This window comes from Shewanella baltica (assembly GCF_900456975.1).
Lineage (GTDB): Bacteria > Pseudomonadota > Gammaproteobacteria > Enterobacterales > Shewanellaceae > Shewanella > Shewanella baltica.
In genome coordinates, this window is the sequence record NZ_UGYM01000002.1 from 2,061,927 (window position 1) to 2,088,746 (window position 26,820).

A 26,820-nucleotide genomic window follows, 5' to 3' on the forward strand; every position below is an offset into this window, starting at 1 on the left:
ATGCAATGCCAATTAGGCATTGCATGTTTTCAATGGCCGGTCACGAAGGACTGCAATAGGCTATTGGCTCAGGTTACTCCGGACTTTCAATCCCATGGCGGCGGTTTGCTTGGAACTCGATGCGCTTGTTCGTAGGATATAGATGGGCGGTTTTGTTTCCTTATCCTCGTTGATAAACACGCTATCAGGTAGCAGGATGTCAACCATTACTTTGGGGAACTGTTTCGAGAGAATTTTCTTCAAGGTATTTTTTCGTTGGTCGATAAAAGTATCACTTAAGCCAATGTAACCGTTCGTAGTTTTCAATCCTTGAATGGTTTTTGAAAAGTCTTTAAAAAAACGTTCATCTCTGTGTTGCATACGTTCGCCATAACCCGCGGCATCGGTTTCAAGGCAAGGAGTCAGACCGTGCATGCGTTCGAGTTCTTGGAAAAATAAATCCGCATTTCGCTGTTCTAATTCTGCTACCGCTTGTCGGTGAAATTTAACGGGGTTAACGCAGGTATTGTGGCGAGCTATCATGGCATAGAATGCTAATTCCAATGGATTTTCTTGGAAGTTAATCACAGTCTGTATATGGCCTGAACGCATTAGGGTGACGCTAGATTTCTTGAGCTCAAACTCCAGAGACAGTTCTTGCTGACATTTGGGGTCTGCCGCCAAATTTTGGTACTCGACCAGCTGACGATAGCTGATTTTGTCATGAGCATTGGAGAACTGGGTCAGTAATGATTTTTCAATTTGATTACGGTGGCGAATAAACGGGATTTCAGACAACTCAACGGATACTGAAACCTCACTACTGTCCAGTAGCTGGGATTCATTTTTGCCCTTTATTGCCTGTGAGCATGGTGTCGGATAGTAAAAGTCGGTTAGCCCTTCGTATTGCTGTGGGCTAATAAGCACATGGCTGAGTCTGTCTTCTGGCCGGGCAAATAAGGTCATGGCATAACCTAGGTAGAAGGTCATGGTTTTACGCCCGCCAGCCAAGGAGGCGTGGATCTGACAAGATCCATCGTTGCACAGTTGCGCTACATGCTGAACAATAAAATCTGCTAACGCTTCTTGGTCTTCTTTAGTGCGCGCATCATCGACTTCTTTCCCATTGGCGTCAGGAACAACCAAGATTTTATCGACACTAAAAGCTGGCAAAGGGCGTTGATAGTCTTTACAGAGCTGCTCCAGCACCGACACCTTACCTATATCCCTATTAAGTAGGCCGAGTCTGGCCTGTTCTTTGCCATAGCTGGTGGTGATAATTTGGATTTCATCCGGCCAGGGGAGACCTTGTTTGTGGATGGCATAAAGAGTCTCTGTTACCACCTGAGGGCTTGAACCTGTGACGGCCAGTAAAATGTGCTTCTTGCGGATTGCTGATGTTTGTTCCATCATTTTTCATCATTCCAATTTGTCTTGGTCATTTTAATTGTCAAGAATTGAGTGTTATCTCAACGCATATTGAGCGAGTGAGTTGCCATATATAGGGCTATTAATTGCAATCCCATCATGCTAAACGGTTGAATATGTAGTTGGATCGCGGTTTTTACTTCAAGCCCATTCGGCGTACTTAGGTTAGTGCTGGGAGCTAATTACCCCACCATGGCCAACCATGACTTAAGGGCTTGTTGCAGTTTTTTTTCTGTGGCTTGTTCGCAGCACAGAAAACGGTTATGGGTGATGCGACTGCGGGCGGCATCGCTGAGTTGCTGGGCAGTCACCAGCATGGGTGAGCCAAACAGGCCGCCGAGATTTTTACTCAGTGTATCGAGCTTGTGGATGATATCTTGATTCTTGCTGCCATGTTCTTCCTGCTTTAACCAGTTGCTGGCCTTGCATTCTATGGTCAGTAGCTGGTTGTTGTGCAGTACCAGCACGTCGAATTCATTGGTGATATTATCACTGTCAAAGTGACGACTGTCTTGCAGCCAGCGGCCGGTGACATTCATGGCGACTTCCTGGGCGCCACAATCGAGGGCGGTGAGATAAGTAAACTCTTCCAACCAGCGTCCAGCTAAATAACGGCAGGCATCCTCGCTTTGGAAAGTGATCTGCATGCTTTGGCCATCCCAGCTCAGCAAGCCCTCGTCGCTCAGGCGTTGGTAAAGCTTGGCATAATCGCCATGGGGGACGCTTGGCATGGTTTGCATTTGGCTAAGCGGAAAGTCGATGGATGCATTGGTTGCCATGACCTGTAAGGGGCTCATCATTTTGTGACATTTGTCGGCCAGCTGTTTAGTTAGATAGCGGGTAAGGGTTGCACGCTGATGGATCTCTTGGTCATTGTCGCGGTTGAAGGCTTGCTCATATTCGAAGCCGTTTGCCAGTAGGTAGTCATCTAGACTCAGTACCGACTTAAACGGCAGCGTAAATTCTACCCCTGGATTAAGTAGTGGGATTTCCTTGTGCTCTGTGTCGGTATAAATGACCAGCGCCTGTTGCTTGTCCTGTTGATTGAAGGCATTGGCAAAGGCCAGTGCCATAGGTTTAGTGCCACAAGTGGCGTTGAGAACCCAGTGACAATTGCTGTGGTTGGTAGCCAGATGGTCAATAAGCGCATTGGCCTGCTCTTGCAGCTTTGACAGTCGGGTGCTGCTCATGCCCTGGCTGCGCCAGAGTACTGGGATATTGTTGCGCAGGTACAAATTTTCGAGCCTGTCAGCTTTATCTGCAAATTTGCTATCGCCCAACACTAAGACCACCCCAATGCAGTCTTGATCTCCTAAGGTGGGGATGAGATTCGGGATTAACTGCTCAGAGACTAAATTGATATGTATGGTTTTCATCATTATTCCTTGTTGTTCGACATTGTCCTTATGATGCCGTGTTTGTGGTAAAACGCCGGGCAGACAAGCTTGTGTCAAATTAATAAATGAGCCGGTATTGTCCTAAACCAAAAGTTGTTTTTCCACCCATATGTAACAACTCTCCTAATTGCAACCAGGGAATGGCGGCACTGAGATCGCCCCGATAGCAGAGTTGACCTTTCAGTCCGCCAAACGGCAGTTGTTCGTGTTGGCGAGTGGAGAATCGTTGCCAATCTTCGAACCAGACATGACTGCCATCGGACTGATAGTCGCCAAGGATAGGCAATGTTTTAAATAGTGCAGCCTGTAAACAGGGGTCTTCATTGACCCAGAAAAGCGTCAACAGTGCCATGCGCCGGCTGATCTGTTTGATTAACTCTGGCAATGCTGGTGTGGCAGATTTGATTATGTTCCCATTCTGTTTGAGGCGCAGCGGGCTGTGCAGTTGCAGGGCGATTTCGCAATCCAATCCCACATCCATAGGCATCAACCAGTCGATGAGTCTGGCAACATGCAGCCCGGGAGTTTGTCGCATTGGTAGGACTGAAGTCAGGCTTTGTATTCGAAAGGGGATTCGATTTGTGCCCAATCCCAGACGCTGACCAGAGAGTAAGGCGCTGACCAAACGCTGTCCTAACTGGCAAGCGCTGCCTAGGAGAATAATGTCAAACTCCAACATTTCTCCTGCTCGCCATTGTTGTTTGTGGTCAGCCCCAGCCTTAATGAGGTAAGGCTTGGGTTGCTGTTCAGCGTGACTGCCATAAAGGAGCTGATACAAGGGTTCATCTAGGCCTTTTATGGCATGGCCCAGCCAGCCATGCCAAAGGGAGCCCTTGAATGCGGGCAGTACACCATCTGCCTGCAGTATCAAGTTACAACGCAGGTGCAGGATCTCGAATTGCTCGGCAAGATCAAGCAGTACGGTCGGTGGTGTCATATGTCCGCTGCCTCAAGCTTGCATTTGCCTAGCACGGCGTCGAGCAAGGCTTTACGCTCATCGAATTTTTCCTTAGCTTTTTTGCTGAGGTCTTTGCGTTTTATGCTGGGATCGATATAGCCAGAGAAGGGGAAGTCGAAAGCGAAGCGACAAATTTGCTGCAATTCTGTTTCATTCGCCTCGTTTTCATTCGATAAACAATTTGCCAGCAAGGAATCGATTCGTCCCCGCATGCCCTGGCGTTTGTTATCTGCATCGACGCTTCTTTTGCTTCGATAAGGCGTCAGCTCATCAATAATGTTCAGATATTCTCTGTATTGAGGCGATGCTTGTGCTAACAATGCATTTTTGGCTGCTTGCTCGGTAGCCTGTTTCGACTGTTCCAGCTGTTCCCGCTCGAATTCACTGATGTTGTCTGTTTTTTCAAGCTGTTCGAGCAGTTGGTTTAGCCGTCCGCGTCCCAGCAGTGGGGCGGATTGTTTCAGCTGCTCGTTGCGGCTAAGAGCTTCCCCTTGATGGCAAAAGGCCGGTAAAAATTGTTTCTCCCGGCCTTTTGCCGAGGAGGTATAGGTTGTTTCTTGGCTATCTTTGCTGTTGAGCGGCATATAGCTGAGGTCTTTATCTTGGTTATCCCCTCTGTCCCCAAAGGCAAGTAGATGGCGGATTTGTGGACTTAGCAGCCAGCAATCTGCTATTGGCTGGCTGCTGGGGTAGACAGTATTCATGTGTTCGACAAACAAGCTGCGCAGTTCGTTGAGCTCAGGAGTCAGGTCGCTATGGGCAATCGTGATTTTGGCGTTGAATTGAACGGCGCCAGCACCGAGGGATTTACCGTGTCCCAAGGCATGATGGAATACCCGCGTGTCGCCATCTGGGTTCAGTACCCACAGCAGGGCGCCGAGTTCTACCGGCTTGAGGTTATGGAATACCAGTTTGCCGTTGAAGCGACTACCGGGGTTCATCAGTTCCAGTTGACTTTGCACTGATGTTTTTCTGGCTAGATCGGCAGGCGCATTAAATCCACTCTGGACTGGGTAGCGTTTCCAGCCTGCCAACTTGCTGTTGTTCTCATATTGGCTGAGTTCACCCCGCACTCTATCACTCTGGGCATTTTGCTCCAGGTAGGCATTGAGATAGCTGGCCTTAGGTTGCCCCAAGATCACCGGCTTGGACAGTGCGATTCCTGCATTATGACTGCAACTAGCATCAGAAAATGCCACCCGGCTTTTCAATGAAAAACCGGACTCAGCCAGAGTGCCAAAAATCAGCCCAGGCATATCAAATACTGACTGACTGTTGAGGGCTTTTTGTTGCTTGTGGGCGATATCACCAATGGAGTTGTCATAGAGCACCTTGGGCATCTTGGCAAAGCCCATGGCGATGATTTTGCCTTGTTTTTCTTTAGCAAATATGGGCATGCCTAATTCGGGGTGGCCATATTTTTTGAGATGGCTGACTAAGTCCTCATCATGAGCCGCAAACATCTTAGTGACTTTGGCAGCACCATTTTCCAACGGCAACGCTTCAGCAGCAGGTGCGTAAAATAGGTAATTGAAATTGAGTCTCTGTTCTTTGACTTCATTCTTGCCTGGTCGAGAGCCGGTAAAGACTGGAACCCCTGCTAGCTTGCCTGTTCCTAGTTGCTGGGCGCAGGTGACTGTGACCAGTTTACCTTTGGTCCCCATCATAGTGCGAGCTCCTAGCTCGAAAAGAAGGGCGGGTTTGTTCAGTGGCCACTGATCGTATTTTTCTTGGGCGGGTAATTTGAATGATTGGTTATGAAATCTGAGTCCGCTGAATTGGTTAAAGTCATCGGTGAATAACACTGTGTGCTGGCATTTACGCAACATCCACTGGCATGTATCCGCATCATATTTGAGCCAATATGCCTGAGTCTCGCTATCGAGGACTTTCTGCGCATAACGAGAATCACTGTTGGAGATGTCCCTGAAGCCAAAATGGTTATCATCTACCATGGAAAACTTGGCGAATGAGGCAATTTCCAGCACACTGCGCAGCATACCTTTTACGCTGGAACCTGGGATTACTGGCTTACCGTCGGGGTCTCGGGACCAAAGGATTTTGCTGGGCTGGTTATCAGCCCTTTGCTGCTCGCCACCCACCAGCAAAGGGGTTTTGTTGGTTAACTCATATTCTATGGTACCGCTGAGCCCGTCTTCGAAGGGATGATCATGGCTTACCAGATGTGCCCATTCAGGCATATAAACCCAGCTAGACAGTGGCGCGAAGTGATACGGGGCATGGACTTGTGAGCTCATCTTATTGCTCCTTATGTTGAGATAGACCAAGAAATTGTTGCAATAGTGGGCGCCAACCACCTTCGTTCGGTCCTGTTTCAGCTTGTTGCCACCAGATGCGATAACGCAGGGTTTGATTTTGACTCTTAAGTGAGGGGCGCAGGAAGATAAGCTGATCGCTATAACATTGACGGACCAATTGTTCCTGTGACTCCTCATGTTGAATGAACAGGGTGAGGCTGTAAGTCTGCTCGCTGCGAAGTTCTAAATGTAAGCTTTGGTCTGCCCTATGCCATTGACCTTCGAGCAGTTCGTTTAGATTGACCGGCATACCAAGGCCGACGTCGGCTCTACTTTGATACCAGCCTTCAGCATCTTGCCATCGGGCCAGTATTAGCTTGAGTTCATCCCGGTTGCAGATTTGATGTTGCGCCTCTATCCGTCCGCCATACAAGGTAGGTAAAGCACAACCTAGCAATTCAGGTTCGGTGTAACTTTTGCTCGCCAACGTGTTGTATATAGTTATTGTTTCTGAGTTTGACATAGGTTACTCCTGCGCCAGAATAGTGAGTTGGGCCCAGTCAATATCCCAGATTTGCCCAGTTTGATGTTCAACCAAAGAGTTACCTCTTCCGCTTCCTGCACCTAGCGGAAGTAGGCCGAGTTTAAGATCTTCGAGCGTGTCGGCCAGTGCATCAGCCAGTGTCTGGCTAATTTTGGCATTGCTCGCTAAGCGCAAGGTGAGCGCTATTTTCGGTTGCCAGAGTAACTCTTCGCTGAAAAGGGCTCCTTGACGGACGCCACCGGTAAAACGATCGATACTGTTATGGGTACGGATAAGTGTCTTGTCGCAAACGATAACAGCATCATCAACAAACAGCTGCCCAGCGACTTCCTTCTCACTGCTTCCTGCACAATTCTTTTCTCTGCTACTTCCCAGCAGTTGGCCCAGTTCCTGTGGTCTGCTGTCCCATTCTTGGTGAGAAGCTTCTGCCATGATTTCGGCATAGGCTCCCTTTCTACGACGATAATGGTAGGCTAACCTGTGCGCCAGGATGCCTTTGATACCACTGCCGCAGAGTATTGCTTGGGGGTGATCATTCCAGTGAGCTTTACCTTTATGCCAGCGGACGGTGGGCTCACTGTAGGTAAAGCTGTCGGTATGCTGATCTGTTTTGTCCCCCAACGGTCGGCTTCCTTGACCACAGCGCCAACTATCGAGTGCCGTTATCTCTAGTCGGGCGAACGGGCGATGGTCGTTGGCGATACTGGACACTTTGGTGGGCAGGCTTTCCCTTTTGACAAACTTGCGCAGCGCAGCGCCAGCACTTGGATTATTGGTCAGAGTGAGTATGTTTTGTTCGTCAGCAATAATCTTGAAACGTCCCAAACCATTGCGGGTCGAAGAGCCCAAGGCAAAAGCAGGGTGGGCAAAGTAGCTAAGTAACTGTTGCCATTCTTGTCGATCACTTTCTGATATGTCATCACTCATCCAGCGAATATCGATACAAAATCGTATACCTGTTGGCAGTATGATCTGATCAAATTTCCCCATGTCACTGGCGACACCGCGGTCATTGATGCGAACCCTTTCCCTGTGATGGGGTCGAGTTTGTTGCAGACGTTGTAATAATGGGTCTGCCGCAATGCGTTCAGCTTCAACCAGTCCTTGTACTATGTGGCCTTGGCTGTCGAGCAATAGGCCGTCCTGAACAAATAATCGTGAACTTTCACCATTATCTTCTACACAACCAAACCAGTGCTTTGAGGCATCCGCCCCTACACATGAATGAACTAAATGACGCCAAACACCAGCCAGACTGGTGGCTGGTATATAGGGTAGTTGATTGGCATCTCTTGCAAGCTGGCTGTCAAAGCCGGTTTCTCGTCCACTGCTGTTGATGGCTAAAGGCGCTGTAGTCTCTATAAGTAAGCGAGTTAGATACATTTGACTCATGACTATTCCCCTCCTTCATGTGGCTCTAGGTGGTTTTTATGAAAGCGTTGTAGACCATCGCTGGTGGAAAGGTCATAACGACACAAAATTTCAAGTATTTGCCGCATAAGGAGAATGTCAGCTCCATCGAATATTTTTTTCATTTTTTCCGAGAAAGTTAATAAGACGCCCTGTTCCTGCCAGTCGATGCCCCAGCCATCTGGATCATTATTGCTCTTACAGATTGCCGCATCGCCGACAAAGGCCACCTTGAACCAGCTTTCATCTTGACGACTGCGCACTAAATCAGTGAGTCGATGCCACTGACTAGATGACGGACCGGCTTGGTAATTACGGGGAACATTGCGGTAATGACGTGCATTGCGATAAGCAGCAAAAATTTCCTTATGTAACGCTTTAATGTCGGTGCTTTGCTTTTTATCGGTGTGTGACTCTTGCTGTTTCACTCGAATCCATCGCAGTAATGGAGTTTCAGTTTGTGCCCCGCTAGTTTCTTGCTTTGGCGGGGGAGTGAGTGTGATGGCATCAAAAATTGCAAGGCTATTCGGTTGCGCCATACTGGCCCATTGAGGGTTAGCGCTGACCCACCCGAGTCCTTGTTGGCGGTTACAACCTATCCCTTGACTGGCCATTTCTGTAAGAATGTCATCACTGGCGGTTTCTTGCAGAGTAAAGGTCAATATGCTGCCGCGGGAGATCAGTTGCTGTTCAGTGTCAAAGCCATTGCGGGCTCGGTTGAAACGGCGAACTTTGTGGCTACGAATAAAGCTGCGCGTTGTATCAAGCTCACCTTTTAATGCTGGATGCAGATCTTCAGCTCGGGGAGTGACGGTTGGCATACCCCACGCATCACGACACTCTGCATCACTCAAGCACCAAATAACCAGTTTTTTCTCCAGTTTACAAGCTTGTTTAGTCGCAGGTTGCTGGGTTGGACAGTGCAGTTGTACTCGACCAAATTCGCTAGAACGAGAACGGCCTATGCTGAGTTCACCATTTAGCAATGGACGCAGAATGGCTAACAGAGATGAGTCGTTTACGTCGACCCATGCGCCAAAATGTTGCCCAGCCTCAATAAAGGCGTAAGAGTATAATTGGCCATCACTGGCTCTTTGAGTTTGTTCATCAATGGCAGTTCGAGTGGTAAGCCCTTGCTTAACCAACACATCAATATTCTTAGAGGTGATATAGCCGTTACGGCACTGTTGGTATTGTTTTTCCTTATCACGGCTAAAGTTCGCAGCGGCGTGATTGTAGAGTGTGTGGCCATCGTTTTTGATTTTGTACCATGAGGCCGGAATGGGCATGGCTATTTCATCATGATGCATGGGGTATGCAGGGCCAAATCGGCAAGCTCCCGAATGGAACAGGGCAAAGCTCTGTTCGTCACTGAGTGATGAATAGAGCTTACTTGCTATTGCCCCTAGAATAGCGCTCCCAGGAATGTGGTCCAGACACTGATGGCTATTAGTGGAAGCACTCGATTGGCTAATGACCAAAGGTTCGAGATTCGTTAGGCTAAAATAAAGGCGCATCAGCAATTCTCCTGACAAGTTGCTGTAACAATGACCTCACCTAATCCTCGGCGCCGCTTACCACCCAGCGAACATAACAGTGGCAGTGATAGATCTAGCCACTTGGAGAACTGTATTAAGATCTTGGGGTTATCAGTGGTCAATGTCAGTCGCGATTGCATTGCCATGGGGATCACAACCTCCATAGCCCGTAGGGAACCGTCTTGGGCGGTCCCAGTTAGCGGGTCTATGGCTGTGGCATGACGTACCCGGTAAAGATGGTCGATTGCCGATGGATTTTCTTTGAAATAATGTTGCTCGGCCAAGTTTAAGGTGGCACTTTCACACTTTAGTGCCCCAGAGGCCATGAGGTCGGTGCCTTCGCGACCAAAGAGGTGTTCGATAGTGTCGACATCAGCATCAGGCAGCCACTGGTATTTGTTCGATTCATTGAAAGCATGGCGTAACAAGCCTTTGATCGTTTTTCCATTAATGATGGGCAACCCATCTGGACTTTTTTGCACCAGATTATCGGCGTAGGCTCCGCCTTCGCGGCCTGAACCCAGATGCCATTCGCTTCTAAGATCGAATGTCAGCATCACTTGTATACTTTTTATCATTTCTTAGATCCTTGCGTGGCAGGTGTACTTTGAGGCAGAAAGTGAGCGATGGTAAGCAAATCAGAAAGCCAGCTCTGATTATTCCAGTACCAGTTTGGTGTATCGGCTTTAGGGCTGAGGGACGCTAAAATTAATTGCCACTCTTTTAAGGTTGACGGACTTAGTTGTTCGCAGGCACGCTGGTAGATGCGCTCTGCTTCAGCCATGTCGCCACGCGCCAGTTCTGTTGCCATCTGCCGGAACTTGGCAATAGAAAGACTAGAACGTTTATCACGTAACAAAGTTATCGCCAGCTTGAGTTTGCTAAGGGTCGGGGTGTAAGCAGTGGCTTTCTGAACGTTATTTTGAGATTCACCCTCGACAAGGTAACCCCCAATAGAGGTAAGCAGTTGACGGTCTTCGATCAAAAATTGTTGGCTTTGAGTGCGGAAAGTATCTATGTCTTCAGCCAAAGCATGTGACAAACGATAGAAAGAAATGGCAGCAGGCCCCACATTACTGTCCTGAGATTGTGTCAGTTGCTTGGCTTCTTTACACAACCCCTCGACTAGGTTGTGGCAGGTCGCAAAAGGATGAGTCGCTTTGTGATAAAGGATGCCACCACTTGCTGTGAGATATGGCTTGAGTTGCGTTCCTTGCAAGTAGTCATTATATAAAGGGGCGAGTTCTCTTTCGGAACAGCTTTTAAAGGCAATGCAAAAGGTTTCTGCATAACCAAGAGCCAGATCTGCTTGGCAAAAGAGCGTGATATCATCACCACCGAGAACGATGGGCCGTATGGCGAGCATATCTGGCTCACATCCTTCGTCAAGTCCGCGCTTTTGTTCCTGATAAAGCCAATAACTGGCTTGGAAGGCTGCCTGCTGTGTAGCCCTAGCCAATGCAGAAGAGAAAGTTCTGAATGCTCTGCCATACTCCTGATTACCAATACCTTTTAATGCCCCTTGCAGCGAACGCAGCAACAGACCAAGCCCGTTACCATCAATATGGATCAGCGCCAAATCTTTAACAACAGAATGTCCTTCATCCGGGTCATTGAACGCCGGAAAGTCTTCCATATTAAGAGGGAAGTTAAGACCATCAGGTAATTGCTTATCACCTTCGATACTGGTGATAAATTTGTGTAGCAGTGGTTCTTGCCGTAACCGAAGTAGCCTGTAACCTTGACGGTGAAGCTCGGTATCAAGATCGATGCGTTCATCTTTTTCACTGGACTTGACTTCTGTTTTGGCGGCAGCTGAAAGTGGTACGGCTGCAAGGCCTGTACGAGGGGCGTGATCACAAGGTGCCGTAGCCAAAGGGAATTTGACGGTTGGGCAATTTCGACTGGCAGCCAGTGCCGGGTGGCCCGCATCCATGGCTTCAGCCAACGTTTCGCCTTGGGTAAGGGCATCGGCAAACTCCAGTCCTGGGAAAAGCTGTTGAACCGTCAGAGTCCAGAGGCTGCGTAAAGTGAGCAGAGGTTCTTGTTGTTCACAATAGGCGTAAAAGGCTCCTCCTTTGCAGCGAGTGAAACCGATAACTTGGCCGCTAACTAATACAGGTTCTAGCAAATCACTTTTGAGTCCAGCCGAGTGTAATACTAGTGCAAGGACACTTCCGGAGTTGTCATCGACTAGACGGTCCAGCCTCTCACTGGCCGAAATAACATCCTTAAGCCTGCCGCTTCGAAACAAATATGTTTGTATCGACTTGGCTTCGAATAGATAGACATACATGTCTTATTCCTTTTATGAAGTGAGGTTAATAATTCTTTCAAATCCGTTTTTGTGAGGCGGCTCCAACAATCAACACCTGCGACATAAAGGGAAAGAGAATATGGATTTTGACCGGTGACAATAAATAGACTGAGGTCTGAAGACGATACTTTGGTGCTAACTGGGGATTACGATGCCGCTTCAATGATTTCAATTGGTGACTTCCTTGTGCATTCTGTGATTTTTATTACTTTGAGCTAAGCCGAATTAGCTGATATCGAAATATAACCTGGGATTGAAACTGGTGTTGGTTGACAAGTTTGTCTGCGGGGACGTTGAGTTATTTTTTTGCATGCCGTTGCATCTATCCTAGACGATACCTGATATGGGCACACGCGTTATAAATTGCATATTCCGATGTACCCAAGTAGTGCTAACACTAAGTTATTGATTGATATTTTACAATCAAGATTTTCATACAGGCAGTTGTTAGATGAAAAATGAATTGAGGCTTGGAGCTATAATGCTCTCTCGCATCGCCAGCTTTCAGCCTATGCTAGCGCTGAACCTGTTTTGTGGTGATATCATTGCTTGAGCCCCATGAGCGGTCTTGGCAAACTATGGTTGTTAGCAGGTATTACTGTAATTGTCTCATCGGACTCGTCCTGCACAATTATATGTCCTAATAGGGGAGTTGCATGAGGCTTGTCAAAAGATGACCACTTTCCAACCGTGCGTTAATCTTTTACACACTCGGCTGACTAACCAGGCTTGTGCTCCTGGATGTCGAGTTACCAGCCAAATGCATTTTTCTAAATTACAGATCCTCAAAATATTCCGCAGCGTGCCATTCCTGCACTTGCTAAGCAATTTGCAGGAATGGCAGTAAATGCTCGGCTATTTTGTGTATCAGTTTATCCAAGTTGAATTGCTCTATGGCAGACACTGCCACGATGCGATCTTCTGGCACATCGAATTTTGCACTGACTTGAGTCAATTTCAACTCAAGGCTTTGCACCTGCTCCCATGACAATTCGAAGGACAAGCATCTATTAAGCGGCTCAATTTTATCGACAGCATTAATAACTAAGATAACCTTGCGCCTTTCGGATGCTGTTTTAAATAATTCAGAAAATGCCAATAGATCAATGGAGTAATCTCGCTGGTCGGCCCTTAAGAAATAGATGGCAAGGTGAGCCTTTTGTATTGCCTGTCGGTACAGGGCGATGTACCGTTTATCCAGTTCAGGTTTTTCACCTATGCCGGGCAGATCTGCCAGCGAGAAGTAACATTGCCCCTTGGCGGTTTGAAATCGGTATTCGGCAGACTGCATGGCTCGGGTGCAACCATGAATGTCATTGGTTTCAAATACCTCTTCACCCACCAACTGATTCAGGGTTGTCGATTTACCATAGCCCGTCTTGCCAATAGCAATCACCTGGACATCATGAGAATTGCCATTATCACGCTGCCATATTGAGGCCGTCGACAGTAATGGCTGGCGATCGATCAAAAATGCGAATGCTTTTCTGTTATGAACCAACTCCAACACATCGCGAGTAACGTTTACCAAACACCGTAATCTAGACATAATCACCAAATTCCAAAAAATCCACCAATACCACCCACAATGCTGCCAATCACTGCACCAGGCTTGCCTCCATATTTAGCGCCTAGCGCCGCGCCACTGGCTGCGCCGGCGAGCGTCCGAGTGAGCACTCGCAAAACCGAGATTTCGACTTCTTGCTTTGCTTGTTTTGAGAGGTTTTTTGCTGGGACCTCTTTGGCAACTGAGAGTTTTTTCTCATCCGGCAGGGAGAAAATAATTTCATCCACCAGCTTCGACAGGCCATATCCCTCATCAGCCGAGACTGGAATTACGGCTGAGCGCTTGAGGGAAAAACTCTGCGCCACTCCGGCAATTTTCAAGTCGATATTTTCCGCCTGTGCTGAGCTTGGGACCTTATTCAGGCAATCCCAATGCCGAGAAGGCTCAATCTTGTCGACTTGGTTCAACGCCAGAATAAAGGGTTTGCCTTGATCCAAGTGCGGCTTGACCAAGTTATGATAAAAGTCCATGTCGACCGAATAGGCACGATCATCAGCCTTGAGTACCCATATCACCAGATCAAGCTCAGGCAGCAGGCTCTGATAGAGTGCGGCATATTCATCATCCCGTTGCTGATCCTCGCCTACTCCTGGCACATCAATCAGGATAATGCCTTTGGCATTATCGAGATTCAACATGACTTCCTGCGGAGCGCGAGTACAAGCTTCGATATCTGAAACCTGACAAATTTCTCTGCCAAACAATGCATTGCATAATGATGATTTGCCGGCACCTGTTTTGCCAAAGATCCCCACACGGGGTCTGTAGTTCAGCATATGGCTAAGCTTGTCATGGATCCGTTGAGCCTGCTCTGCAGTAAAGTGCTCATCAGTCTCTTGCAAAATAGAGAACATGTTGTCCATGGTGTTTCCCCCTGTGTTAACTGGAAATAATAGGCTACCGAGTAGGTATTGATTTAGCCTCTTACTCGAGCCAGTCCTGCAGACGTTGCTCTTCTTGCTGCCTATGGTTTTCACCTACATGAGCCGCGAAGTCGCCAGTGTGGCACTCATGACTGCGATATCATTGCTCAAGCCGATACCAGGGAGCATGTCCGGAATGGCATAAATAGGCAGGATTAAATATTCCAGCGCTGAATATATAAGGCTCTTAGCCCAGATTAGCGTTGCTGCATCTTCGGCCGTATAATGTAGATGTAGTGCCAACACCGTTCTGCTCCAAATCGTTTCAAGTGTTTGCTCAGACTTAACCATAATCCTTTGCTGCTGAAGTTTGCGCTGTAATCCTGCCTAGACATCTTGTGCTCCTCGTCTGAGTTATTAATGCATCAATGGGTGAAGCTTAACCTAGTTATTTGCAAATTTTCATTTGACAAACTTGTCTCGCGGCGTGTGGTAAACGGATGAACATCTTTATTCTCTTGCTAGGGACACTAATACTTGGCTATAAGAGCTGGCTATAAATGAAGCCAATATCCACTGTAGAGAGTCAGTAAATTTGGATGGTACAGGGGCGAGAAAGGAATAGTTAAATAGCGGGGGCGCTAGAAGATCTATTACGTTTGATAAATGAGTATGAATGGGCCTTAAGCCTTTGTGCAGGGCGAGCGTCGTTAGACAGAGAGTGATTTTAACGAATTGTTTTTATGCTGGAAAATATGGAGCAGAACAAGCGTTTAAAATACACTTGAAGTTGATGGTTTAAGAGTTGTTCACGCCAATAATAAGCCAACCTTGTATTATCAATATGTTAAGTCATCCCTGTTTTCCTTATGGAACCATCACCCTGTTGAGCTGGGTAAGCACTGTACCAATTGAAAAGTTGTCATTACAGATCATATTTAACATTTACCCGCGTCATTTATCATTAAGATTGCTCAACTTAATTTAATCTTCGGATGACAGAATCACCGACTTTTCTAAAATCATAGTGGGCGGGTAATGACTTAAACTGATCACGTACATACCCCGATTGTGCAGAGCTGCGGTCTGCTTGCTGAAGTACGTATTCCATTGCATAGCGGACTTTATGGCCATAGGGTTTTGCAGCAAGTAAGTCGCTCAGTAGAGCAAATACCTTACTGTTGATGGTGCCCAGTTCACCCAGAGGCTTAGCTAGAATCGCGAAGTTGTAACTCTCATGTGGGCCAGGCACATAATGTTCAATGTGCTGGTTTAACATGGCATAAATTTTACCAATATCATGAAATAACCCCGCTACCAGTCCTGTCTGACACTCGATTTCTGAATGCTGTAGATGTTTGGCATTGTGATAGGTCATCTCAGCGACCTCTATGCTATGTTCAAATAGTCCATTGGCATAGGAATGGTGATGCTGATAACTGGCTTGGGCCTTGATAAATATCTTAAGAATGTCTGTTCTCTCAAAGATAAAATTGACGAAGGGCTGTAGTTCAGGACAAGTCACTAGGCTTAATAACTTCAAAAAACGACCCAGCAACTTCTCTTTTGTCGAACCCAGTAGCTGAGTTAACTGAATATATTCATTTTCACTGTAACGAGTGAGTATGGGTTTCATCGCACAGATAACGACATTACCTCGGCTATCATGAGTAATGTTCATTTGAGCTAGCCCATAGTTGAATTGACATGTCCTGGCAATATCTGCAGATGTGATGGCATGTATTGTCTTTTGGCTTGAAATAAATTCACAGTTAGCAGTAGGTAGATGACCACTGATTTTAATGTCTTTAACCCATGCAAATATAACGTTATTCATAATGGGGATCTCCTGATGTAGCTAGCTGAATTTGTTTTACTAAGCGGTCGAAAGCACTGCCGTCCTGTCTTGTTATATTGGGTACATAACGGCTATACACCTCGAACAACATTTTGGTCGTGCTATGCCCCATTTGTTTGGCAATCCATTCTGGGCTCTCGCCAGCGGCTAACCATAAGGTTGCGCAGGTATGTCTCGTCTGATAAGGGCGACGACGTTTGAGGTTCAAAGCGGTTAACGCCGGATACCAGATCCGCTTGGTGACATTTCGATGATCGAGTGGCTTACCTTTAGAGTTACAAAAAACGTACGTCAATCTCCCTGTTAGGCTGAATTGACGCTTAAGCGCCTCAGTTACAGGTTGAGACAATTGAATACTGCGATAAGATGCCGATGTCTTGGGTGTTTCGACATTGCCATCAACCAGAGTCTCTTGAACTAATATCTCACCACGCTCTAAATTGACGTATTGCCATTTAAGACCATCGATCTCAGCAGTTCTCATCGCGGTAAAAAAACGCACCGTATAGTAGTCACGAAAATCTTCTCTAACGTTAGATAAAAACAGCTGTACCTCTGCCAATGAGAAAGGCTCTATAGGCGTTTTATCAATTTTTAACGGCTTAATATTGGTAAATGGCGTTGGGAACTCAAAACGAAGAGCCGCTTCGTTTAAGATCCCTCGCAACGGAGTCATAACATGATTAATCCAGTCATTACTGAGTTTACCTTGCCTTCCTTTCCGTTTCGGTTCACTGATACTAGCCCGATATTTAATCAACTGTGGCCGGGTGATTTCGTCTAAACGAAAATGACCGAATTCAGGCATCAAGTAACGCTCAAATATCATAGCGACATTCTTGTAGTGACTAATTTTCCACTGTATCCGGTTCTCAGCCAGCCATTCAGCGACAAACCCTTTAAACGTAGGAATGTTGGTCAAAAGGTGTGAAGACTGATCTGGAATGTTTTCTTTTATCAAACTCGCTTGGTCGTCATGTTTTTTGAACTCATCGCAACGCTTACTGCTCGGAAATACTTCGCGATAGATGAAGCGCTCCAAACGTATTTGAGCCTCAATATTTCTCAACACGTTTTCCAGCCGACTGCGGTTTAATTGTGTGTCGTTTAGCGCCGTTTGCTCTCTACAGCGGACACCTTGGTAATAGAAGTCAAAAAAGAGCTTACCATTGCGGGCACGAATACTAGCCATGACAAATACCTCCCTTTGCCATTGGGATGAGCACATTCATTTGGCTGCAGTTTCTGCTCTGATAAAGCTCTTTTTCTACACGCTCCCAAAGATAAAATATTTTCCGAGATCCGAAAGGTCTAATATAATGAACACCTTCCAAAAAAACTGTGTCCTTCAATTTACGGTTGATGTAATCTGGATTGAATTTAATGAGCGGTGAAAGCTCTTTTGCTGTAAGCAGTGTATTTTGGTCTAAGCTCATAAATGTATCCTCACAAGAAACCTCAAGAGTAATTTAGCCTTATTTTTGGTTTCTTACAAGGAAACTTTTTATAACATTTAGAAATAATGAAATGATTAAATATAACTTAAAGGCGTTAATAGCTAAGAAAGCTGCATCAGAAAGCAGAAAAATTACACTTGATGAAGTAGCCAATGCGGCTGGGGTAAATAAAGCAGCCATTTCAAAGATGGCGTCAAATGTAAATTACTCAACTACCACACGTACACTAGATGCCTTATGTATGTACTTTGACTGTAAAGTTGAAGATATTATCGAACATGTGAAATCCTGAATCTTCTCAATTAGGGAATATTCATGTCATCCAGATATTGAGGATTTTTCTGTTCCAGAGAGAGAACCGACATCGATGCATGGGCTTTCGACATGTTACCGGTCCCCAGAGATTTAGATAATATCTTGATTAACCTATTTACATGCCGGCTAAACGGTTTATTTGGATTAAATTTGTTATAGATACTTAAAGCGGCCACTAGCTTATATTCGTCATAGACAGTTTGCCTTAATTTTTTCAATATTCTGATAATAGCGGCATCTTCCCCGAGTGTTTCAATTTGATCATTATCATATGTACCTATGTCCAATCAGGCGTGAAGTCGTGATTAAGTGAGTCAGCTAATGAGCTCGCTGGCTGCACTGTGGTCGAGACAACTGTATCGTCATAACATAGGTCAAAATGTGGCTTCCCAAGGAAGGCCTGTAAATTCCAGTCATCAACGCCGAATGACAGTTTAGGGCCAGACATCAGAGGCATTTCATGTAATACATGACCAAAGTCACTCTTGCTGGTGGGTAATTGGTGAGCAATACTGCGAAATTGAGGTAGGCCGAGCCCTATGGTTTGTTCGGATAACTAAGAACAAGCATTAATGGTGTATCCAGCAATAAAGACTATTAAAATGCTGTGTTGACTGTTTCACCCGCTCATTGCCCGTCAAAGCTATCTTACAATTGGCTAACCTGGGTTGATTGACCCGCTCAAAATGTCGCAAGATACGACTACTCATGTTTTCATTACGCTATGTCGATTCTCTGAGGATTTAGCATGGCTGAGTAATTTATTTTCATCCCATATGACAATTTGTGATTTAGTCGAGTAAATTATGATTCTAAATTTTTAAAATGAAAAAATCTTGATGACTTTCTTATGGTTAAGCGGATAAACTCGTGTAAATTTATCTTTTCTTCATCCAGGGAGTGGTCATTGAAGCTCATTGACGCATTGTCTATTCTGTCCAAATCCTCACCATTTGCTGTGAGTACTGATAGAGTTTCCGAAAGTACCCTGTCGACTTTTAAAAAGTATATCTATATCCAGACTGACATCGAAGCTGATTTTAAAACCAAGCTGATGCAGTGTAAGCCCGGACAGATTATCTTTCTGTGTGGCTCCAGTGGTGATGGCAAGTCAGAAATCCTCACCCAGTATAAAAATCAATGGAAATCAAAAATAGACTTCCATTTAGATGCTACCCACAGCTTTAATCCCGACCAAACTGCTATTAATACCCTTGATGAGCGTTTTACACAGTTTAAAGCGTCAGGCCGTCCATTGGTGGTTGGGATTAACATCGGGATGTTAGGTAATTACGCTGAGGAAGGAAGTGAAGAACACGTCGAAATAACTCAAGCCATTAAGTCTTTTTTGTCTGGTCGTCGGGAAGATATACCAAGCAAGTATGTGTTTTTGGATTTTGAAGATTACCCTAAGTTTTCGCTCTCTGAGGCAGGGAATACTTCCGATTTTGCATTGCAACTTATTAAGCGGTTAACTGAGCTAACTCTTGATAATCCATTCTATGCGCTGCACCAAAATCAAGTTCAAAAGAATGGGCATGACAGTGTGACGGCTAATTTCTCCTTGCTAGCATTACCAGCGGTGCAACAGTCGGTGATTGATCTCCTGCTTAAAGCTAGGCTGATAAAAGACCAATTTTTAACAGCGCGTGCCTTATTGGATTTTTTGTATCAAATATTGGCAATGAAAGGTTATTTATTCGACAACTTATTTTCAGGTGGCGACAACGAACTTTTACAACATATAAAAACCTTTGACCCCAGTAATTTACATACCCGAAATATCGATGAATTTGTCTTGCAATATGGTTTGGGGGTAACGGGAGAAGATTTTGAACTACTCAAAATTCAATTAAAACCTCTAGGTGTTTACGAATTAAAGTCAGCAGCATCCTGTTTACGACTAGCTTATATACTCCGTAATGATGTCAGTATTAGTTCAGGATTTATTGATTCATTTAAGGCTGATTTCAATAATATCCTTGTTGACCAATATTCCTCTATCTGGTTGTTACATAAGAATTTTGATGGCTCAGGTAAGCAAAAAAAGGAATTGAATTCTTTTTACAAGGAAACCTTGATTGCAGCAGTGCATCGATATTGTAACCGTCATGCGCATACACTTGATAAAGATGCTTACTTTATTAGCGAATACAACGGTTTTAAAACAGCGGTTGAGTTGGAAGTTAAACCAAATTTCGTTGCGATCTCACAAAATGCCTCAAATAAAATAGGCGCATTTGCTGCTCAACTCCTCGTTGATGATAAACCACTCAAAACTATGCCAATCAGCATGAATCTATTTGGGCTTTTGCAGCGCATAACCCAAGGTTACCGTCCAAATAAACATGATAAAAATGCGGTCTTATTGCTGGATGAAGTGATTGAGCAAATAGTGTCTGTCGCCAATAAAAAGGAAACACTGTTGATCCTTAAGTCCGACAAAAGATACAAGGTAACCAATCAAGACAATGAGTATTTTGAAGTGAGTGGACTCTGAGATGATGACAGATAAATTTACGATGCCGATAAACGCTGAGTTACCACAAACAGAAAAAGACATACCCAACAAAAATAGCTTGAATAGCTATTTGCCGATTAGAACAAAGGGCAATGATTTTGAATGGGATGCTGTTATTGGCCTAGTGTTACGTGGGTTGCTGCGCAAAAAAGTTGAAAAATACGAATACGAGCAGTTTGTCACCGATTGCCAAAATACACTGCAAGAGAAACTAGGCGAAGAAGCCTTTTGGGATGTACTTAGGGAGATGTACTTTGATAATAAAGACATCTTTGCCGTGAGCCCGGAGTTATTACTATTTCGTGCCCAAAAAGATCTCATTAATGCCGGCGATAGCAGGATTGCATCTATGTTTACCAATCTCGCGGGAGGGCAAAAGATTGAATCCTTCAATGGAAATCTAAATTTTCTTGAGCGAGAGATGCTAGAAACCTTACGCCGCAAAATGAAGGATGATAGTGCGTTTGAACCTTCTGAGCGTCCTTATTTACCTTTTTTATCCAAAGTATTCCGTAAAGACTTACGGTTTTTGGCAAGTCGTCCGAAGTACTTGCTGAGTGAAATTGAGCATTTTTTGTCTTTCTACGGTTTCACATATACCGCGCAACTGAGTTTGTCACTGCTTTCTTGGCGTTCGGGTGAAGAGCCAAGTGCTAAACCACTGTACTTTATCATGGATCATGAGCGTGCCAGTAACGAGCGAAGCCATGTAAGAAACCATGGATACGTTATGTTCAAAGCGTCAGCAGAACGCTTATTTCCTATGTTGACCATGCTGGAGTTACTCCAACTCAAAGATGTCGAAAAACGTCCATTATGGGAAATTACCCGAGATGTGATTGACTGCCAATTAGATTTAAAGCCTAAGTTGGAAGCTTTTGCGCATGCGTTTAGGAGTCAAAGACAACTGGATACTGAGTTTATCCGCTCAGAATCTTCGTTAGATTGGCTTGAAAACATCATGAAGCTTGCGATGGCGCAGTTTAACGTCGGTGAGCGCCTCAATATTAATAAAAAATACGTACAGGAAGTTGAAACCCATCTTGCGGCTAATTTTGTCCAATCGAGAGGACGCTCAGGAAGAGTTCTGGTCCTCAATCAAGACCACATCATATTGCTGACCAATATTGTTGTTGGCGATGAAGAGAAGCTTCGCTTCCATGATTTACTGGAAGAATTCAAATTGCGTGGCATTTTCGTCGATAAGCAAACCGAGCAAGAGCTGATTAAATTTTACGAGCGCATAGGTAACGTGGAGCGCATGAGCGACAGTGGAGACGCAGTATATGTCCGTAAAACCATTTGAGACATTTTTGGTTGAACAATTTTTAGGCAAGGCAGGCACGGTTATTGAGGCAGGCTTCCGTTACCAATTTAAATCGCCCGATAGTGAAAACAGTATTCGTTTGTACCAAGCGTTAATCGCCTTGAAAGCGGGTGATATTTCGTCAGATCACGGAGTCTTACTACCTTATCTTCAGCTTGGTAGCTGTAAAGTTGTACCTGTGATCCAAAGTGAGCAACCACATGAATCAATGGGGTTTACCGAAAATTATATTTCCTTATTACGTGATGAAGTTGCGGGACAAGAAGGTTTTTTAAAGGGCTTCGCGCTGCTCATTATTCACAACAGTTTGCTCGATACAGTTATTAACTCCGCAGAAGACTTATCTCAACCAGGTCAGGTGTGGAATACCGAGGAAATTAAGCGTGCATTAAAGGGACTGATAGATCAGCAAGATACTGGCAGAGGTGTCTCACAGTGTCTACTTGACGATCAGTTTGATGCCATTTTAGATGATGGCGCCACCATGTTTGGTTTTGAAGCTTTATATAACGCGGTGCGCGATGGTGATTTGCGTTTTAACGAGTTAGGAATGCTTAATGACCCACAAATTGTGCTTTATGAAGGTCAACCTGCTCAGCTTCGTCGCCGTCTGGCTGAAAACAGAGCCTTATACGAAGAGTTGAGTTTTGAGGTTGAGCATTTTGGTGATCAGCTTGAGGAACGGTTGAAATCCTTTGGTGAAAAATTTATCCGCGAACACTTTTCCGAGACTGATAGCTGGAAAAACGTCGATTTTCAACGTTATTTGGATGAAATGAAGCGTAATTCTACTCAGCAGTTGATACTGGAAGATGAGCAAGGCATTAAGGGGATGACCGTTATTGCTCGCAATAAATCTGAATCCAAAGCAGGTATGCGCGATAGGCATATCATTATCGAACTTGATAATGAGGTGAATGAATACGAGCTTAAGTTTAATTTTGCTGGTGCAAATAATCTCGATAAGAGTCAGTTCAGCCTTAAACCTGCTAAGGGCATAAAAGTTGATTACCTAATCAGTGCCAGAAATAATCCACTGCATGGATGTAGCGCAACGCTAAAGGCGACGTATGCACATGAGCCGCAGTTTTTTAACCTGCAGTTAAAGCGTGAAAATAAGTCCGAGGTTTATAACTTCCGCTGCTTAGTTGTGCGTAAAGGTGAGTTTTACATCGAGCCGATTAAAAACTTGTTTTTGATTGAGCCAGCTAAAATGCGCCTCACGCTTAATATGGATGAAAACAAGCTGCAAATAATTAAAGGCGGTACAAAAGCCTTGTCATTATTTGATGCAAAACAGGTGGTCAATAAAGCGGAATATGATTTAGTCGATTTTGAAGCTCTAGCAAATGAGTCTGATGAAATCGATTTTATTGTGCAGTCGGGTGAAAATCAGCTTTGTTTTAACGTTGAAGGCGCTGTGGCAACCGATTCATTAACGATACCACTGCTGCTTAATCGAGGGCGTTACCACAAGCTATTTAAAAATGACTATAACGGTGAGCTGTTATACCAAAAAGGCAAGGTTAGCTTGGATAACAGCGAATTCGTTGTCCCAGGATTGCGCCTAAAATTACTGCGTTGGGAACAAGATTTTGTTGATAATCGTATTGTTGCGCAGCTCGATAGTAAGCCAATTGAACTGAGTCAATTGCTGGCAGTAGACGATAACATTCACAGCGCTTACCAAGACCTATTCGAATATCTATCAACCCACAACACGATTCCATCATTAGTGTCTTGGGGAGTTGATTTCACCGCAATCGTTTCTCGACTCGTGGATGCCTATTTAAGTTTTTTTGAAGCCATACCCACAGGCGGTATGCTTTCAAGCGCACAAAAATTAGCAATTAAAATCGGGAACATCGCGGCAGATGGTGAAGAGTACTATTCGCCTTACCATCCTTTATTGCTGGCCTATAACCTCTATCTTAGCCAAACAATGCAACGAGATAGTAGCTTCGAAAGCTTACCCGATGTGACCTTTGAGCGACTGTCAGCAACAGGTTTACTGCCTTATGTTTATCATCCCTTATATGGCTTTGCCTATAACCAAAGGGTCAGAGAAAACGCTTTTTGGCTGCGCAGTGTGCCACAAGAAAAAAGTGCACTGACCTTTGTGCGAAAACTGGTGAAAGAAAAGCTAGATGAGTTTCAGCTTGCCTTTACTCAACTATTTAGTGGCAATGACAACAGCATTTTAGTGAATGCCGTTAACCAAGATGCCGCAAATGAGCTGTTTTTAGGCTTGGTCGATTACATTCGCACAAATATGGATAAGTCGGCTGCGATTCACGTTAACCTGTACGATGATGATCTATCGTTTAACGCCTTTGACCGCTTTGCTGAAACAGCAAACTATGATGAATTAAAAGAATGGCTTGAACTTAATAAAGGTAAAGCCCGTGAGACAGCAGATACGGTGATTGATCTGCTACGTACCCGCCTGACTTACAGTAAATTTACCAATGCCCAAGGTGACTCTGCTGGGCAAGCCTATGCACATTTAACCTTTTTCCGAAATAACAATAAGGTTGATTGCACCAGTATCGCTATCGACAGCATGGTTTCGGGGATTGCCTGCGATGGTTTATTGGCGGGTGAGGCTTCAAAGAGTGATAACGGTTCTTATCTAACCGGCTTTGGCTTGCAGGGGGTTGAATACAGCGATTTACCACACCTGAAAATGGCTAAATATATTGGTTCACTAATCAAGCCAGCACTGCAGCCAAATACGCCTTATCAAGGGACTGACGCAGTCGTTATTGCGGTCAATGAAGATTTTAAAACCTTGCTAAAGCGTTCATACGAGAGCTCTATTTGGACCACGATTATTGACCCTAAAGTCACCTTGGACTTTTTCCACAGTAATGAAGATGTGGTGCTGATCCATTACTCTGACCAATACACCAGTTCAGCCAGTTATGATGCGATTACTGTTACGGCACAAACCCAGTTATTTGAGCGCGTAATACAGCAGGGGGATGGTGGCAGACTCAATGAGTTCAACGCCTTCAATGGTGATTGGTTACTTAAGATGATGACCTGTACACCAAAGGTGAACAAAGAGCGCAAGGGAATTATTGGCGCCTACAAGTTTATTGTGAGTCTTTTGCACCAATCCGATATCACTTGGGTGCCATTGTCTGTAGGCGAGATGATACGCGTAGCAGGTAACATCGGTCTGAAGATTTCAGAAAGTGATTTTTCGTGCAGGCTGAATGGTTACGTTAAAGGGGCGATATCTGACGATGTACTTTTGGTTGGCTTTAAAGCGCAGCAAATCTATTTATTGCCGCTTGAGGTGAAAACGGGCGCTACGCCTAATTATCAAAAGGCTGTCGCTCAGGCTAAAGAGTTACTCCGTTATATGAGCGCTGATATTCTGGGGAAATCAACGGTTGCAGGAAAGTTGCACCGTGGTTTATTTATGCGCCAAGTATTGATGCAGATTGATAAATATCGTCTCTATAACGTCTTTAATCCTGGGTATTTTGACGGATTGCTTGCCGAAAAAGAGCAGTGGTTAAAAGGCGATTACGCACTTGCTTGCATCGCTAACTATCCTGCAGGCTTTGTGGTCAGCCACCTTGAAAGTGATGCGGTATTCGAACCTGACTATCAGCTGGTAGATGGCATTCTGCGTATCGATTTACCCATGGCCATTCTTAAAACTTTGGTTGAAACACCACTGCAGCAGCTGTTAACAACAACGGATATCGCAAAACTTTGCCATGTTCCAACAAAGTATATGTTAACAAGGGATTACAGCGGAGTTCCGATAGATACCATAGAGGACGAAACCGAAGTTCCCAGCGCAGGCGATAAATCCACGCTGCCAAATGTAAATACTGATGAGACTGAGAATATTGATAAAAAAACTCAGCAAGAGTCTGAGCCTACGATATCCACGCAAAGGCTAAATACTGCCACGAGTGGGCATTTGTCGGTGCTGTTTGGCCATAATGCCACTACCGAAGCGCCGTTAAATTGGGAGCCAACCAATACTGCCAAATTTATGAATACCAATACGGGCATCATTGGCACTATGGGCACAGGTAAAACTCAGTTCACCAAGTCGGTCATTACTCAATTGCATCGCAATCAAGCCGACAATGTTAACGGTGCGCCTATTGGCATGTTGGTCTTCGATTACAAGTCTGACTATGTGGATGATAAGTTTATAGACGCCACTCAGGCTAAGAAGTACAAGCTTCACAAGCTTCCCTATAACCCATTGAGTTTATACGGCGATACGCCGATGCTGCCGGTGCACACCGCACGTGGCTTTTCAGAAACTATGGGTAAAGCCTTTAACTTGGGGCAAAAGCAGCAGTTAAGACTTCGCAAGCTGGTTGGCGAGGCCTACGAGCTTGCGGGGATCAATAAATCTGACTCAAGCACATGGCAAAAACTTGCCCCGACCATAGCCGATGTGTGGGAGCTGTTTATTGAAACCGAACCCGATGAAGACTCACTCTATGCCGCGCTCGAAAGTTTGTATGAGCTCGAGATTTTTGAAGACAAAAATGCCCAATGCATGAGTCTATATGATCTCATTAGCGGTATTACTGTTGTAGAGCTGGCGGGATATCCCTCTGAGGTTCAAAACCTAGTGGTGGCGTTAACCTTAGATCTGTTTTATTCGCAAATGCAAAAGCATGGTAAGCCTGAAGTTGTTGGTGATTTTCGTCAAATCACCAAACTTGTGCTTGTGGATGAGGCCGATAACTTTATGTCGCAAAACTTCCCCAGCCTTCGCAAAATCCTTAAAGAAGGGCGCGAATATGGTGTTGGCGTAGTGCTCTCTACTCAGGATATTACTCACTTCCAAACCGGAGAAAATGATTATTCCAGTTATGTGATGACTTGGGTTGTGCACCGCGTTGCTAAAATTAAACCTCAAGATATTAAAGCCATTTTCAGTGTTAACGAAAAATCAGAGCAAGAAAGACTCATGGAAACCATTAATAAGCTTGAAAAGCATAACAGCTTATATATTGATGGTGCCAAGAAACTACAGAAAATGCGGGATAGAGCGTTTTGGGAGTTGTAGAAATATGTTCAACAAGATACTAGATAA

The 26,820-nt window shown here is 45.0% G+C and carries 19 protein-coding genes; 4 read left to right on the plus strand and 15 right to left on the minus strand.

The window, feature by feature from the left end:
* Positions 1-60 precede the first annotated feature (60 nt).
* From csm6 to DYH48_RS09275, 15 genes are all read right to left on the minus strand, one after another.
* Positions 61-1,392 carry a CRISPR-associated ring nuclease Csm6 gene (gene csm6, locus DYH48_RS09210; protein WP_115334588.1) on the minus strand — a complete coding sequence of 444 codons (1,332 nt, stop codon included), beginning with the start codon at positions 1,390-1,392 and terminating at the stop codon, positions 61-63.
* Between the two features lie 197 nt (positions 1,393-1,589).
* Complete coding sequence (locus tag DYH48_RS09215) at positions 1,590-2,783, minus strand: Card1-like endonuclease domain-containing protein (protein ID WP_172481170.1); 1,194 nt, start codon at positions 2,781-2,783, stop codon at positions 1,590-1,592.
* A 79-nt stretch (positions 2,784-2,862) separates the two neighbouring features.
* Positions 2,863-3,741, minus strand: a complete 879-nt coding sequence (gene cas6 / locus DYH48_RS09220) for a CRISPR system precrRNA processing endoribonuclease RAMP protein Cas6 (RefSeq protein WP_115334590.1) — start codon at positions 3,739-3,741, stop codon at positions 2,863-2,865.
* Positions 3,738-6,020, minus strand: coding sequence for an RAMP superfamily CRISPR-associated protein (locus DYH48_RS09225; RefSeq protein WP_172481171.1), 2,283 nt, complete (start codon positions 6,018-6,020; stop codon positions 3,738-3,740). Before DYH48_RS09225 ends, cas6 begins: the two co-directional genes overlap by 4 nt.
* 1 nt (position 6,021) lies before the next feature.
* On the minus strand, positions 6,022-6,543 hold the full coding sequence (locus DYH48_RS23675) for a hypothetical protein (protein WP_172481172.1): 522 nt from the start codon (positions 6,541-6,543) through the stop codon (positions 6,022-6,024).
* A gap of 3 nt (positions 6,544-6,546) precedes the next feature.
* Complete coding sequence (locus tag DYH48_RS09230) at positions 6,547-7,956, minus strand: RAMP superfamily CRISPR-associated protein (protein WP_115334592.1); 1,410 nt, start codon at positions 7,954-7,956, stop codon at positions 6,547-6,549.
* Positions 7,957-7,958: 2 nt separating this feature from the next.
* Positions 7,959-9,491, minus strand: coding sequence for a hypothetical protein (locus DYH48_RS09235; protein ID WP_115334593.1), 1,533 nt, complete (start codon positions 9,489-9,491; stop codon positions 7,959-7,961).
* Positions 9,491-10,090 (minus strand): RAMP superfamily CRISPR-associated protein, encoded by a 600-nt coding sequence (locus DYH48_RS09240; RefSeq protein WP_115334594.1) that lies wholly within the window; start codon positions 10,088-10,090, stop codon positions 9,491-9,493. Before DYH48_RS09240 ends, DYH48_RS09235 begins: the two co-directional genes overlap by 1 nt.
* Positions 10,087-11,808, minus strand: a complete 1,722-nt coding sequence (locus DYH48_RS09245) for a Cas10/Cmr2 second palm domain-containing protein (protein ID WP_115334595.1) — start codon at positions 11,806-11,808, stop codon at positions 10,087-10,089. The genes DYH48_RS09240 and DYH48_RS09245 overlap by 4 nt, the downstream gene beginning before the upstream one ends.
* An 841-nt stretch (positions 11,809-12,649) precedes the next feature.
* On the minus strand, positions 12,650-13,360 hold the full coding sequence (locus DYH48_RS09250; protein WP_172481173.1) for a GTPase family protein: 711 nt from the start codon (positions 13,358-13,360) through the stop codon (positions 12,650-12,652).
* 20 nt (positions 13,361-13,380) lie between these two features.
* Positions 13,381-14,259 carry a GTPase family protein gene (locus tag DYH48_RS09255; protein WP_115334597.1) on the minus strand — a complete coding sequence of 293 codons (879 nt, stop codon included), beginning with the start codon at positions 14,257-14,259 and terminating at the stop codon, positions 13,381-13,383.
* 114 nt (positions 14,260-14,373) lie between these two features.
* A complete protein-coding gene (locus tag DYH48_RS09260) occupies positions 14,374-14,565 on the minus strand; it encodes a YkvA family protein (protein WP_172481174.1) in 192 nt (63 codons plus the stop codon).
* Between the two features lie 673 nt (positions 14,566-15,238).
* A complete protein-coding gene (locus DYH48_RS09265) occupies positions 15,239-15,940 on the minus strand; it encodes an HDIG domain-containing metalloprotein (RefSeq protein WP_159436990.1) in 702 nt (233 codons plus the stop codon).
* Positions 15,941-16,088: 148 nt separating this feature from the next.
* Positions 16,089-17,309 carry an Arm DNA-binding domain-containing protein gene (locus tag DYH48_RS09270; protein ID WP_115334600.1) on the minus strand — a complete coding sequence of 407 codons (1,221 nt, stop codon included), beginning with the start codon at positions 17,307-17,309 and terminating at the stop codon, positions 16,089-16,091.
* On the minus strand, positions 17,302-17,553 hold the full coding sequence (locus DYH48_RS09275; protein ID WP_115334601.1) for a hypothetical protein: 252 nt from the start codon (positions 17,551-17,553) through the stop codon (positions 17,302-17,304). Before DYH48_RS09275 ends, DYH48_RS09270 begins: the two co-directional genes overlap by 8 nt.
* A 91-nt stretch (positions 17,554-17,644) precedes the next feature.
* Here DYH48_RS09275 and DYH48_RS09280 point away from each other — a divergent pair, with 91 nt between their 5' ends.
* From DYH48_RS09280 to dptH, 4 genes are all read left to right on the plus strand, one after another.
* A complete protein-coding gene (locus DYH48_RS09280) occupies positions 17,645-17,866 on the plus strand; it encodes a helix-turn-helix domain-containing protein (RefSeq protein WP_115334602.1) in 222 nt (73 codons plus the stop codon).
* Between the two features lie 930 nt (positions 17,867-18,796).
* The gene (dptF, locus tag DYH48_RS09290; RefSeq protein ID WP_115334604.1) at positions 18,797-20,389 is read left to right on the plus strand and encodes a DNA phosphorothioation-dependent restriction protein DptF; all 1,593 of its coding nucleotides are present in this window, start codon (positions 18,797-18,799) and stop codon (positions 20,387-20,389) included.
* Position 20,390: 1 nt separating this feature from the next.
* Complete coding sequence (gene dptG / locus DYH48_RS09295; RefSeq protein WP_115334605.1) at positions 20,391-21,716, plus strand: DNA phosphorothioation-dependent restriction protein DptG; 1,326 nt, start codon at positions 20,391-20,393, stop codon at positions 21,714-21,716.
* Positions 21,697-26,793 (plus strand): DNA phosphorothioation-dependent restriction protein DptH, encoded by a 5,097-nt coding sequence (gene dptH / locus DYH48_RS09300; protein WP_115334606.1) that lies wholly within the window; start codon positions 21,697-21,699, stop codon positions 26,791-26,793. Before dptG ends, dptH begins: the two co-directional genes overlap by 20 nt.
* The last annotated feature ends 27 nt before the right edge of the window (positions 26,794-26,820 follow it).

Excerpts from the sequence above, each read along its gene's own strand:
- csm6 (WP_115334588.1), bottom strand. The coding sequence starts at position 1,392 with ATGATGGAACAAACATCAGCAATCCGCAAGAAGCACATTTTACTGGCC.
- DYH48_RS09215 (WP_172481170.1), bottom strand. The coding sequence starts at position 2,783 with ATGAAAACCATACATATCAATTTAGTCTCTGAGCAGTTAATCCCGAAT.
- cas6 (WP_115334590.1), bottom strand. The coding sequence starts at position 3,741 with ATGACACCACCGACCGTACTGCTTGATCTTGCCGAGCAATTCGAGATC.
- DYH48_RS09225 (WP_172481171.1), bottom strand. The coding sequence starts at position 6,020 with ATGAGCTCACAAGTCCATGCCCCGTATCACTTCGCGCCACTGTCTAGC.
- DYH48_RS23675 (WP_172481172.1), bottom strand. The coding sequence starts at position 6,543 with ATGTCAAACTCAGAAACAATAACTATATACAACACGTTGGCGAGCAAA.
- DYH48_RS09230 (WP_115334592.1), bottom strand. The coding sequence starts at position 7,956 with ATGAGTCAAATGTATCTAACTCGCTTACTTATAGAGACTACAGCGCCT.
- DYH48_RS09235 (WP_115334593.1), bottom strand. The coding sequence starts at position 9,491 with ATGCGCCTTTATTTTAGCCTAACGAATCTCGAACCTTTGGTCATTAGC.
- DYH48_RS09240 (WP_115334594.1), bottom strand. The coding sequence starts at position 10,090 with ATGATAAAAAGTATACAAGTGATGCTGACATTCGATCTTAGAAGCGAA.
- DYH48_RS09245 (WP_115334595.1), bottom strand. The coding sequence starts at position 11,808 with ATGTATGTCTATCTATTCGAAGCCAAGTCGATACAAACATATTTGTTT.
- DYH48_RS09255 (WP_115334597.1), bottom strand. The coding sequence starts at position 14,259 with ATGGACAACATGTTCTCTATTTTGCAAGAGACTGATGAGCACTTTACT.
- DYH48_RS09265 (WP_159436990.1), bottom strand. The coding sequence starts at position 15,940 with ATGAACATTACTCATGATAGCCGAGGTAATGTCGTTATCTGTGCGATG.
- DYH48_RS09270 (WP_115334600.1), bottom strand. The coding sequence starts at position 17,309 with ATGGCTAGTATTCGTGCCCGCAATGGTAAGCTCTTTTTTGACTTCTAT.
- DYH48_RS09275 (WP_115334601.1), bottom strand. The coding sequence starts at position 17,553 with ATGAGCTTAGACCAAAATACACTGCTTACAGCAAAAGAGCTTTCACCG.
- DYH48_RS09280 (WP_115334602.1), top strand. The coding sequence starts at position 17,645 with ATGATTAAATATAACTTAAAGGCGTTAATAGCTAAGAAAGCTGCATCA.
- dptG (WP_115334605.1), top strand. The coding sequence starts at position 20,391 with ATGATGACAGATAAATTTACGATGCCGATAAACGCTGAGTTACCACAA.
- dptH (WP_115334606.1), top strand. The coding sequence starts at position 21,697 with ATGTCCGTAAAACCATTTGAGACATTTTTGGTTGAACAATTTTTAGGC.